Raw genomic sequence first — 12,624 nt, forward strand, 5'->3', positions numbered from 1 at the left:
CAAGCAACTCCTATGCTCCCACTGCCTTCAGACCTTCGAGCTCGATCCCATCGGATTGATCTCTTATGCGACCGATCTGCTCCATCGCCTGTTTGGCAGCAGCCACCACTTCAGGCGTTCCTTCTCCAATTGCGGGATTGTCCTGCAATTCGCTGAGGCGCATTCCCTCGAAGCCTTCGCGGCGGCTGAATTGTGCAAAAACCGTCCGTCCGCTCATTTGCAGGAAGCGTCGCACCACCAAGTTGCGGTCTACGACGATCAACACGATGACGCCTTTGCCGAAGCGTCCCCGAATATGCCCAGCACCAACAAAACCGTCAGAATATTTCGAAGTGATGCCCTTCATCACATCGGAATAGTGGCGCATCTGGAACCAGACGCCCAGCGACTGAAAGCCCCACAGCAAAGCAAGCGCCAGCAAAGCCCATTGCCAGATAGCCATTTTTGATCTCCTCCCACGAAGGACGAACAGGATATTTTCCGGGTTCGTCTTTCATCAATTAGAGAACATTTGTCTTCTTGAATGTCAATATGTATAATTTTACCGATAATCGAAGACGAATGAAGACTGACATTTCTATCGGTTTCGAATAATGTCATTTGCAAACGGGAGGTCGCTCGCAACATGGACTTGCTACTCAGAGAACAAATGGCATCAATGCCTGATTTGCGCCATCGACTGCGCCAGCTGCGCTGGTTCAGGGCGACATTTCGCAAACATGCCGGTCTGTTGCATGAGCTCTATGGTGTTGAATACGACATCGATGAAAAGAAGCTCACCGAGGCGTTTCTGAACTGGGTAGAGCTGGTCAATCAAAACAAGCGGTTTGCCAAGGTGGACCGCAAGGATTTCATCACTTTTGCAGCAGGTCTTGTGTTGCGCGAGTTGATCCGTTTGTCGCCAGCGAAGGTCGTTTCACCGCCGAAACATGCCACAGGCGATTCTGCCCGCCTTTACGAGATCATCAGCTTCTGGCCGGAAGGTTTCCTCTGCACCAACTACTGCATCTGTGCGATTGCCGCTGTGCAGGAGCAGGAGTTTGGCACGGTGCCGGATATCGACCAATGTGCCGATGAGCTTCGGACATGGTGGTCTTACAAAGAAAATGTCTCGGAAATGCCAGGCTATGCGATCGCGTTTCTCGATAAGTTTCTTGGCAGCGAGCCGAACTGGGTTATGCCGGATCTGGCTTCGGCGCGTGCCGCTGTGAAACGCGCCCTTGGCGAAAGTAATCCCGTCACGAAGATACAGAGAAAATAACCGCCACCCTTCTTAATGGTGTCTTTAACCGTCTTTGCTGCGCGGCTAGATTTCCCGCGCCAACGGATCGGCTTATTGCGTCGTTTTGACGGATAAAAACGGCATCCAATTGTCTAGAAGTGGCCGGAAATTTGAAGCCTTTGATTGAGATGTTTCTCCGAAAGTGTAATTACGCACCTCAAAATTCTTACATTTTTCGATAGACAATCGACAAATGTAAGAATTTTGATTAACGTTGAAGTTGAGCTTAGGAGGAAGGCTCTGCTGGACCAGAATGAATGGGCCAGAAAAGCCGAGAATCCGGGCTTTTGAAAGACCAAAAACAAAATGTGTTGACAAGCGACAACATAGGCTGACAAATGTCAGTGCGAGGTGGCATAAATCATTCAGGCCGAAAGTCTAATGGATTGCTGGCTCATTTAAGGGGTGGGAGCCCCTGAATACCGGGAGGAGACGACGTGTCATCGTATGGCGTGGATAGGCAGACTCTATTTCTGCTTTTGATCAATTGCGCAGTTCTGGCTGCTGGCGCGGCTTTTGCCGGCGCCAATTTCATGGATAGCTATAATCTGCAGTCCATGGCCGCTCAGGTGCCTGAGCTTGGTCTGCTTGCGCTGGGTGTTATGCTCGCCATGATCTCGGGAAACGGTGGCATTGATCTTTCGGGCATCGCGCTTGCCAATCTTGCGGGCATTGTTGCTTTCCTGTTGACCCGAAACCTTATTCCGGTCGCCGATGCACCGCTTCTGTTTTCTTGGACTTTTGCCGGTTTGGCACTGGCAGTCGGCCTCGTTGGCGGCTTCATCAACGGCATCATGATCGCCTATGCACGGCTTACGCCGCTGATTGCGACCCTTGGCACACAGCTGGTTTTCACGGGTGTAGCAGTCTTCCTGACCAATGGTTCTGCGATAAGCCTTGGCTATATCGAGCCGCTGGATAATTTCGGCAACATGCCGGTGTTAAGCATTCCAATGTGCTTTGCTCTGTTTCTCGCAATTGCTGCTCTTCTGGCTTTTCTTCTGAAATACACGCCATTCGGCGTGAAGCTGATGCTGATGGGCAGCAATTCAAAAGCCGCGCGTTATGGCGGCATCAACGAAAAGCGTATGCTGCTTATTACCTACACGATCTGCGGCGTACTGGCCGCAATCGCGGGTATCATCATTGCAGCACGCAATTCGTCCGTGAAGTGGGATTACGGCGGCTCTTATGTGCTGATCGCTATTCTTATCGCAGTGCTCGGCGGCGTTAAACCGGAAGGTGGCTACGGTAAGGTTCTTTGCGTGCTGCTGGCCGCAACAGCACTGCAGATTCTCTCGAGCCTGTTCAACTTCATGAACATTTCCAATTTCTTCCGCGACCTTGCCTGGGGTGTGCTGCTTCTGGTGCTGCTAGCTTCGGCACGCGTGCATCTGGGCTACTGGTTGCGACTAAGAAGATAACCAATTCCCTGATGTCCAGCGGGAGGAACTTTGCTGCTCATCAGGAATGAAACTCAACAATAAGCATCATTATAATTGGAGGAGAAGCATGCGTATAATTTCCAAACTGGCTGCTTGCACAATGCTCGCAGGTGTTGCGATGGCCGGTATTGCCGTTGCACAGGACAAGCCAACCATCGTCACTGTCGTGAAGGTAACCGGTGAAAACTGGTTCACACGTATGAACGAAGGCGTCGATGCCTTTGGCAAAGACAATGCCGATGTCAGCGCAAGCCAGGTCGGGCCGGCAAAGGCAGATGCTGCACAGCAGGCTCGTATTCTTGAAGATCTCGTTGCAAAAAACGTGTCTGCAATTGCCGTTGTACCGATGGACCCATCGGCACTTGAAGGCGTGCTGCGTCGTGCTGCCCAGCGTGGCATCAAGGTCATCGCACACGAAGGTGACAGCCTGACCAATGTCGATGTCGACATCGAAGCTTTCGACAACAAGGCATTCGGAACGCGTATCAATGAAGCGCTCGCAAATTGCATGGGTAAGTCTGGCAAATGGACTTCATTCGTAGGTTCGCTCGGAAGCCTTACGCATAATCAGTGGGTTGATGCAGGTGCTGCCAACGCAAAACAGTATCCAGATATGGAACTTGTTGCCGAGAAGAATGAATCCTTCAACGATGCCAACAAAGCCTATGAAAAGGCTAAAGAAATCCTGCGTAAATACCCGGATATCAAAGGCTTCCAGGGCTCATCGGCTATCGATGTGATTGGTATCGGCCGCGCTGTTGAAGAAGCTGGTTTGCAGGACAAGACCTGCGTTTATGGTCTTGGTCTGCCAAAGGATACCGGCCCATATCTCGAAAGCGGTGCCGTCGATCAGATCTTCTTCTGGGATCCGAAAGACGCGGGCTATGTCATGAACAAGGTCGCTGATCTGGTTCTCAAGGGTGAGGAAATCAAGGACGGTATGGACCTTGGCGTTCCTGGCTATGAGAAGATGACGGTGATTAAGGGACCGGGCAAGGGCGTCATCATGCAGGGTCAGGCATGGGTAGACGTGGACAAGTCCAACTACAAGAACTTCCCGTTCTAAGAAGCACTGCGCCTGTCCGATAATATTCCGGGGCTGTAGCACCACAGCAGCCCCGGAACTGCGGTATCGCACCCAACCAGTTCGCGCCTTGAGAAAATGCACGGCGCAGAAGTGTCTGAGAGTTTCAGGAAATTTCCATGCACGCTACAGATTCAACACCTGCATCAACACCGCCATTTCTTGAGATCAGAAGCGTCAAGAAATCCTTTGGCGGCGTCAAGGCACTCAAGGAAGTAAGCCTTGTTATCGAAGCGGGCCAAATTTATCACCTGATGGGTGAAAATGGCTGTGGCAAAAGCACATTGATCAAAATCCTCTCCGGCGCGCAGCCTGCCGATGAGGGGCAGATTTATATCGACGGCGAACCAACAGGCGCCCGCGCAGGCGACATTGGTGCCATCGGTTCTTTACGCGCAGGTATTGAGACGGTTTATCAAGACCTGTCGCTATTGCCGAACCTTTCGGTTGCCGAGAATGTCGCCTTCACCGAGCAGCTCGTCGAAGCGTCCGGGAAACTTGCGCGTAGGCTCGATGTTTCGGCACTGAATGAAACAGCGCGCCGTGCTCTGGCGGAAGTGCATCTTCCAACCGATAACGCCTTCCTGAAACGCAGAACAGATACATTGCCGCTTGCTACGCGGCAGCTTATTGCAATCGCACGCGCGGTTGCTTCCGAGGCACGTCTGGTTATCATGGATGAACCGACGACCTCACTGACGCGACAGGAGGTTGTCAATCTTCTGCGCGTTGTCGAAAAGCTGCTTAGCAAAGGCGTTGCTGTCCTTTTCGTCACGCATAAGCTTGATGAGTGCAAGTCACTCGGCGGTCGTGCAATCATCATGCGTGATGGCCTGAAAGTCGCTGAACTTGATGTAGCAACACATACGAAGGCTGAGTTCAGCCATTGGATGACGGGTCGCGAAATCAGTGAAACCCGATATCGCACCGACCCCAAACTGGGCAATGTGATGCTGGACGTCGAACATCTAGGTGACGGACAGAATTTTGAATCCGTTTCGCTTTCGTTGAAGAAGGGCGAAATCCTTGGCGTAACTGGTCTGCTTGACTCAGGTCGCAATGAACTGGCGCTGGCGCTTGCTGGTGTTGTGCCGGCAAGCTCTGGCAAAATCCGGTTGAACGGCGAAGAAATCGCGCCACAATCGGCAGCTGACGCGATCCGCTTTGGCATTGGCTATGTTCCGGAAGATCGGCTTACGGAAGGTCTGTTTCTGGAAAAGCCTATTCAGGACAATATAACGCTTCCGGTTCTTGATCGTTTGCGCAATGCGCTGGGCATGATCAGTGGCAGACGTGCCAGAAAGGTTGCGGAAGATAGCGTCGCCGATCTTCAGATTGTTGCACCTGATGTCACGATCCCGGTTCAATCTCTATCCGGTGGCAATCAGCAACGTGTTCTGATTGGGCGCTGGTTGACCATCAATCCGCAGCTTCTGATCCTGCATGGTCCGACGGTTGGCGTCGATGTCGGTTCCAAGGATACAATCTTCCGCATCATCCAGCGTCTTGCTGACGATGGAATGGGCGTCATCATTATCAGCGACGATCTGCCTGAACTCTTGCAGAACTGCGACCGCATTCTCGTCATGCGGCAGGGACGTATCGTTGCCGCACACAATGCCGATGGACTGACCGAAGACGCGATCTATGCATCCATGGCCAGCACTGCAAAGGAGATCGCGCAATGACCGACATAGTATCGGTAGAAAAGGCCAGCGCGAAAGAGCGCGGCATACTGCTCCGGCTTTGGGACTTGATGGGCGCCAGACCGGAACTGTTTACGCTTCTGCTGACAGTCATTACTTGTTTTGTGGTTATCGCGGCCAACCCTGATTTCCTGCAGATGAGCAATCTGGTTGATATCCTGCGTGCATCCGTCGTGCGCGGTTTGTTTGCGATGGGGGTGCTCGTCGTTCTCGCATCAGGTGGTATCGACGTCTCGTTTACAGCTATTGCCGCTTTTGTCATGTATGCGCTGACAATGTTGGTGACGAACCTGTTTCCAGAAATGCCGATGGCTCTCATTCTGGTGCTGGCTGCTCTCGGCGGTGCCTGCTTTGGTGCGCTCAATGGTTTTCTCGTGCAAAAGCTGCAAGCGCCTTCGCTGATCGTCACGACCGGCACGCAGTATGTGATCCGAAGCTTCCTTCTGACCTTCGTCGGCACTGCACTTTTCATGAATATTCCGGCCGCCATGGACGCGTTCGGTAAGGCGTCGCTGTTCACGCATCGCGCGTCGAACGGCGTCGTATCCGTTCTGCCGGCCACTGTGCTGGTTTTGGTGGTCGCAGCTTTCGTGACGTGGTTTATCCTTGAACGCACATTGATGGGACGCGCTATTTTCGCGGTTGGTGGTAATCCATCCATCGCCGAGCGACTTGGGATCAACCTTTTCCGTGTCCGTATTTTTGTCTTTGCCTATGCAGGTTTGCTGGCGGGTATTGCGGGTGTGGTTCACGTCTCCAGCAATCGTCTTGCCAATCCTTTCGACCTTGCGGGGATGGAGCTTGAAATTATTGCAGCGGTGGTCCTTGGCGGAGCGCGTATCACCGGCGGTTCAGGATCGGTTATAGGGACATTGCTGGGCGTTTTGTTGATAACGCTTGTCAGTAACGTCCTGATCTTTGTGGGCATTCCAAGCACGCTGCAGCTGGCAATCGTTGGGGCTTTCATCCTGCTTGCTGGCACGATCTTCGCGTTGCGTGACAGGACTTGAAGCAAGCCTGATGAGCAAAACCATCAACTATTGAAATTGAATATTGTTGGGCAGTCTGTGTTGTTTACACAGACTGCTCCCAACTGAAATCTGGGAGGATCTCATGTCTCACGATGTGTCCGTTATCGGGCTTTATATTCTCGACGTACTAGGGCGTCCGGTTGATGCAATTCCACCGGGCGGCAATGTCGAGTTTATTGATGAAATCCGGCTGACAGTTGCGGGAACCGCTGGCGGAACAGTTGTCGATCTGGCGAAGCTTGGTCTAAACTGCCTTGCGGTTGGGGCCGTGGGGGACGATGAGAAAGCTGATTTCGTACTGGCGACTTTGCAGCGCTTTGGCGTAGACGTTGCGCAGATGCAGCGTCTGAAAGGCGTTCCTACATCTTCGACTATTCTCAATATCCGTCGCAACGGTGATCGCCCGGCACTTCATGCACGCGGCGCGTCAGATCATTTTGAAATTGCTGACAGCGCGCTCGATGCAGTTCTGGCACCACCAATCATTCATTTGGGCGGAACCGGTCTGTTGGCAAAACTTGATGGTGAACCAAGCCGTAAATTGCTGGCCGAAGCCAAGGCGCGTGGGCGTATTACAACCTTTGATCTTTTGGGAGCCAATGATGGTACTCTCGATCTGATCTCTCCGCTTTTCCCACATATTGATTATTTCATGCCATCTATTGAGGAAGCAAAGCAGATTTCGGGCGCGGCTGATGTCGAAGGCGCGGGACATTTCTTTATCGAACGCGGCGTGAAGCATTGTGTTTTCACGCTTGGTGGTGATGGTGTATGCTTCTTGGATGCAACTGGCGCGGTTCTGCGTCAGCCAGCATTCCAGATTGAAGTGGTTGATACGACAGGTTGCGGAGATGCATTCGATGCAGGTTTCATCACGGCATTGCATCGCAAAATGGATGTGAAAACCGCACTGAATTTTGCGCAGGCATCCGCAGCATTGGTTGCCACAGGACTTGGTTCAGATGCCGGTATCCGTTCGTTTGAGGATACACTGAATTTCATGAATACTGCGCCAATCAAGCAGTAATTAAAACTGCGGCGGGTTATTAAAACGACCCGCCGCTTTTTGCTTTATTGCGCGAGCAGCAGTTCTGCTGCTTCAAAATCGGTAACGAGGTGAGTTGCATAGCCGCCGGTTAAAACTGCGCGGATCGCTTCGACCTTGCGCGAACCACCCGCCACACAAAGCCTGCGCGGAACCCGATGCAATTCATCCAGCTCGATGCCGATGACACGCTTGTCGAGTTCACGAATGACCTGCTTGCCGTCATTGTCGAGGAAGCGACAGATCAATACCGCGACCGCACCATCCTTGGCATAGGCGTCGATTTCTTCGTCGCTGGTGACATCGGCAATGCGCATCGTGCTTTCTGATGATAGTCCGCCAACGCCAAAGACAATCATGTCTGACTGAGCAATCAGTTCAAATTGCCGTTTAAGCGCAGGTTCGCCCATCAATGCGTCGCGCAAGCCAGCACTGCTCAAAATCGCTGGAGCCAGCATGTTTACGCTGGTTGCGCCGACATTGCGGGCCATGATCGAGGTGCAAAGCTCTGCAGCAAATTCACGTTTGCCCATCGACGAGCCCGTTACCTGAACGACGGTCAATCCTTCGATGGGGCGAGGCAGCGAGATCGCATCTGCGATTGCCAGAACGGTTCGCCCCCAGGACACGCAGATCGTATCGCCCGGTTTGACCATACGTTCAATGAGGCGTGCGCCGCCGGTTCCCAGCGCCTGAAGTCGTGCTTCTGGGGAGGCTGCTTTTTCGCTGGGAATGACTAGGACCTCGTCCAAACCATACCGGGTTGCGAGTTTTTGGGCGATCTCGGTTCGGGTGAGTATCTCCGAATTCATCAGAATCCGCACCACGCCCCGCTGCCGTGCTTCCTGCAGGTAATTGACGATGGTCGCGCGCGAAACGCCCATCTTCTTCGCGATATCGTTCTGGGTGAGCTGGTCTTCATAATAAAGCCAGGCAGCCCATACGATCGCGTCATCAAATTCAGCCGGGATGGCATGCGTAGACGGTGTCAGATCGTCCGATGTCATACTGATTTCCTGATGTTAACCGTTGATCTGGTTCGCACAGAAACGAGTTTTAATCAACAAGCCAATGAAGGAAGTTGACTAATGTCAGTATATAGTGTCAATTGTTTTCAGGTGAGGAGATGTCTTCATAAATTATTGTTTTGCCATGGAAAAACACACTTTCCGTGAGCGCTTTTCTATGTCTGTGACTTGAGGGTCACAGATTGCCAACTGAGGAGTAGGCAGATGAAGTCGAATTGGTCGGATGCGGATTTCAACGCAATTGTTGGTGCATATGAGAAAGCAGGCATCAACCGTGATGTGGCCATCCGCACATATACCACGCGCTTGCTGGGTTCGGAACCAAAGCTCGTTCTTCATGGCGGCGGTAATACCTCAGTTAAGACGGTGTTGAATGACCATGATGGCACCCCGGTTGAAGTGCTTTGTGTGAAGGGAAGCGGTTGGGATATGGGCAAGATCGAGCCCGCAGGATTGCCCGCGCTCAATCTTGAGCGCCTGAAAGCTATGGTCAATTACGATACGCTTAGCGATGACGATATGGTGATGCTGCAGCGCCGCCTGCTGCTCGATCCGTCATCACCAAATCCGTCCGTCGAAGCGATCCTCCATGCAATTCTTCCGTTCAAGCATGTCGATCACACCCATGCCAATGCGATTGTCGCGCTGACCAATCAACCAAACGGGGAAGCGATCATTCGCGAACTCTTTCCAGAGATGATCATCGTACCCTATGTCATGCCAGGGTTTGATCTTTCCAAAGCCTGTCAGAAAGCCTTTTCTGAGCGCCCGGATGCACCAGGCATGATCCTGCTTAAACATGGCATTTTCACATGGTCGGAAGATCCCCGCATCGCCTATGAAAATATGATTGAAGCGATTGATCGGGCCGAGAAACGGATTGCTGAAGGCAATTCGCAACCGTTCGGTCATGCAAGTAAAAACGAGCATAAGCAAGAGCTCGCGTCTGTCTCCGATATTGCGCCGATACTGCGCGGAGCAATTGCGCTTTCAGGAAAGGAAGAAGGTCGTCCGCGCCGTTTCATCATGGAGCATCGTTCGAATGACGATATCCTTGATTTCTGTGGAGCGCCCAATGTTGCGGATATTGTTCGCCGCGGCAACGCAACGCCGGAGCACGTCATCCACATCAAGCGTTATGGTGTATCGCTTCCTGCCCCTTACGCACACGATATTGAGAGCTGGGCACAGATCGTTAAAGACAGCGTTGCATCTTATGTCGCTGGATATAAAGAGTATTTTGAGCGCAACAATGCGCGCGTCGGTGGTGGTAAAACCATGCTCGACCCTATGCCGCGGGTTTTCTATATCGACGGTATTGGTTTGTTTGCTGCGGGGCCAACGCAAAAAGCGGCGCGCATCGGTGCGGATGTGGCTGAAGCTACTATCGAAGTCATTCGCGGTGCTGAAGGGATCGATCAATTCGAGGCCCTGAGCGAAGAAGACCTTTTCGACATTGAATATTGGTCGCTAGAGCAGGTCAAACTCGCCAAACAGACCGAGAAGCCGCTGACCCGTCAGGTAGCAGTCGTAACTGGTGGGGCAGGCGGTCTTGGTCTTGCCATTGCAGAACGTCTGCGGGAGCAAGGTGCCGAAATCGCGCTGATTGATATTGATGCAGAACGTGTGGCAGCCGAAGCCAAGCGACTAGGCGGCAAAGCTATCGCTTGCGATCTGACAGACCCCCAGTCCGCGGAGAAGGCCATTGCTGACATCGTTGCAGCTTTTGGTGGCGTTGATATTCTCGTTTCCAACGCCGGAGCGGCTTTTCAGGGAGCACTGACGTCAGTTGATGATGCTTTGTTCAAATCGGCATTCGATCTCAACTTCTGGAGCCATCATTACATCGCTCGCGCTGTCGTTAATGTTATGAAGCGACAGGAAACCGGCGGTTCCATCGTGTTCAACGTGAGCAAGCAGGCGGTCAATCCGGGTCCCGACTTCGGCCCGTATGGCACTTCAAAAGCAGCACTGATGGCCCTGATGCGCCAGTATTCGCTGGAACATGCCGCGGATGGAATTACAGTGAATGCCGTCAATCCAGATCGTATCCGCACAGGCCTGATGACTGACGAAATGGTCGAAGAGCGTGCGCAGGCTCGTGGTGTGACGCCGGAAGTCTATATGCGTGGTAATCTGCTCAAACGAGAAGTTTCGGCGAATGATGTGGCGGACGCATTTTTGCATCTCATTTCAGCGCGTACTTCAACCGGTGCCGTGGTCACGGTCGATGGTGGTAATGTCGCCGCTATGATGCGCTGATACTTAGTCTTATGCCCGAGGACAGCTCTTATAATTGCTGTCCTCGGTCCCGTTTTGCTTATCGATTATAGGCAGAGGCAGTCTTTATTCCTCAATATCGACCTTCTCGAAACGATGTGATCCGAGTGGCTCCATCACATAGTTTTTGACTTTATTCGACATTGGCAACACGACAGTTGAATGCGCCAATGGTACCCAAGGCGCCTGATCGCTGATGATGGCTTGCGCTTCCTGATAAAGTTTAGTGCGCTCATCCTTATTCGAGCTCACGCGCGCTTTTTGCAGAATGTCTTCAAGCGGTTGGTAGCACCAATTCGCATTGTTGCTTCCTCCAACACCAGAGCAGCTGAAGAAATAGCTCAACAGATTGTCCGGATCGCCGTTATCGCTGGTTCCACCCAAAACGATTGCGCCATCGCGCTGCTTGTCGCGCGCCTTTTTGAGATACTCGCCCCATTCATAAGAAACGATCTCCACATTAATGCCGACTTTGCCGAGATCTGCTTGCATCAATTCTGCTGCGCGACGTGCGTTCGGCATATAAGGCCGACTGACGGGCATAGCCCATATCTTCATTTTCAGGTCTTTGACACCAGCTTCATCAAGAAGCTTCTTTGCTGCAGCTGGATCGTAGCTGTAACCTTTGATGTCAGCATTATAGCCCCACATGGTTGATGGCAGCACACTTTGTGCAACCTGACCCATGCCCTGATAAACCGCATCAACAATGGCTTTGCGATCAATTGCCATGTTTAATGCACGGCGTACTTCCACCTTATCAAATGGTGCATCCAGTGTGTTCATCGCCAGATAAGCGACGTTCAGTCCGGGCTGTTCCATTACAGTGAGATTTGGATTTTTCTTCAAGTCTGCAACGTCGGCCGGAGCGGGATAGGCAGCAATGTGACATTCACCTGCCTGCAACTTTTGCATACGGGTGGAGGCGTCTGTTGCAATCACGAAAATCAGATCATCTACCTTGGGAGCACCATCCCAATAGTCAGTATTTGCAGCAAAGCGAATTGCTGCGTTGGTTTGATAATCAACAAAGCGGAAAGGCCCGGTACCGACAGGCTTATGGTCTAGATCCTCGCGCTGTCCGGCTTTGTCCAGTTGTTCTGCATATTCAGCAGACATGATTGAACCAAAATTCAACGCAAGCTTTGCAAGCAATGAAGCATCGGGCTGGTTGAGCACAAATTTGACGGTGTGATCGTCAATTTTGATGACTTCTTTGATAATCGTCGGCATGTCCATCGCATTGAACATTTCCCAACCAGCGCCCACGAAATAGTTGTTCCAAGGGTGCTGTTTATCGAGCTGACGATTATAAGTGAAAAGCAGATCGTCCGCATTGAACTCAGGGCTTGGAGTGAAACTGTCCGTCGTGTGGAATTTCACGCCCTGACGTAGTTTCAGTGTATATTCAAGATTGTCGTCAGATATAACCCAGCTTTCGGCCAGCCCCGGAACGACATTCGTTGTGCCGCTTTCGAATTCGGTCAGGCGATCATAAATCGTCTCGGCAGAAGCATCCCATGTGCTGTTGGTAGTATAGAGCGCGGCGTCAAAGCCTTCGGGCGAACCTTCCGAACAATAGACAAGTGTCTTGGCCATAGCCGGGGCCAGTGCCACCCCGGAAAGTGCTGCCGCTGCTGCCAATGAGAGTAAAGTCTGACGCGCTCTTTTTGATTTTATTATCATGTTTGTTCCCTCTTAATTATTTGGCTGTTGTCGCCGA

The 12,624-nt window shown here is 52.0% G+C and carries 10 protein-coding genes; 7 read left to right on the forward strand and 3 right to left on the reverse strand.

Annotated elements, in window-relative coordinates; genetic code table 11:
* Window positions 1-10: 10 nt before the first annotated feature.
* Entirely contained in the window at window positions 11-442 is a 432-nt protein-coding gene (locus tag RT142_RS05250; RefSeq protein ID WP_064321575.1) for a transcriptional regulator GutM, read from the reverse strand.
* A 183-nt stretch (window positions 443-625) separates the two neighbouring features.
* Between RT142_RS05250 and RT142_RS05255 the strand changes: the two genes are divergently transcribed.
* From RT142_RS05255 to RT142_RS05280, 6 genes are all read left to right on the forward strand, one after another.
* Entirely contained in the window at window positions 626-1,261 is a 636-nt protein-coding gene (locus RT142_RS05255; protein WP_112806062.1) for a hypothetical protein, read from the forward strand.
* 458 nt (window positions 1,262-1,719) lie between these two features.
* Window positions 1,720-2,706 (forward strand): ABC transporter permease, encoded by a 987-nt coding sequence (locus RT142_RS05260; RefSeq protein ID WP_105519448.1) that lies wholly within the window; start codon window positions 1,720-1,722, stop codon window positions 2,704-2,706.
* Between the two features lie 88 nt (window positions 2,707-2,794).
* A complete protein-coding gene (locus RT142_RS05265) occupies window positions 2,795-3,793 on the forward strand; it encodes an autoinducer 2 ABC transporter substrate-binding protein (protein WP_007878576.1) in 999 nt (332 codons plus the stop codon).
* 137 nt (window positions 3,794-3,930) lie between these two features.
* Window positions 3,931-5,499, forward strand: a complete 1,569-nt coding sequence (locus tag RT142_RS05270) for a sugar ABC transporter ATP-binding protein (RefSeq protein WP_112806058.1) — start codon at window positions 3,931-3,933, stop codon at window positions 5,497-5,499.
* Complete coding sequence (locus RT142_RS05275) at window positions 5,496-6,527, forward strand: ABC transporter permease (protein ID WP_313027805.1); 1,032 nt, start codon at window positions 5,496-5,498, stop codon at window positions 6,525-6,527. Before RT142_RS05270 ends, RT142_RS05275 begins: the two co-directional genes overlap by 4 nt.
* A 103-nt stretch (window positions 6,528-6,630) precedes the next feature.
* Window positions 6,631-7,575: a carbohydrate kinase family protein gene (locus RT142_RS05280; RefSeq protein ID WP_007878581.1), complete on the forward strand. Its 945-nt coding sequence runs from the start codon at window positions 6,631-6,633 to the stop codon at window positions 7,573-7,575.
* Window positions 7,576-7,619: 44 nt separating this feature from the next.
* On the opposite strand, the gene RT142_RS05285 is transcribed toward RT142_RS05280, so the two are convergent.
* Window positions 7,620-8,600, reverse strand: a complete 981-nt coding sequence (locus tag RT142_RS05285; RefSeq protein ID WP_007878586.1) for a sugar-binding transcriptional regulator — start codon at window positions 8,598-8,600, stop codon at window positions 7,620-7,622.
* 225 nt (window positions 8,601-8,825) lie between these two features.
* Between RT142_RS05285 and RT142_RS05290 the strand changes: the two genes are divergently transcribed.
* A complete protein-coding gene (locus RT142_RS05290; protein WP_313027806.1) occupies window positions 8,826-10,883 on the forward strand; it encodes a bifunctional aldolase/short-chain dehydrogenase in 2,058 nt (685 codons plus the stop codon).
* Between the two features lie 84 nt (window positions 10,884-10,967).
* Here RT142_RS05290 and RT142_RS05295 read toward each other — a convergent pair whose 3' ends face one another.
* The gene (locus RT142_RS05295) at window positions 10,968-12,587 is read right to left on the reverse strand and encodes an ABC transporter substrate-binding protein (protein ID WP_409558566.1); all 1,620 of its coding nucleotides are present in this window, start codon (window positions 12,585-12,587) and stop codon (window positions 10,968-10,970) included.
* Window positions 12,588-12,624: the final 37 nt, after the last annotated feature.

The sequence above is a fragment of the Brucella sp. genome, from assembly GCF_032066345.1.
In the GTDB taxonomy this organism is placed as follows: domain Bacteria; phylum Pseudomonadota; class Alphaproteobacteria; order Rhizobiales; family Rhizobiaceae; genus Brucella; species Brucella pseudogrignonensis.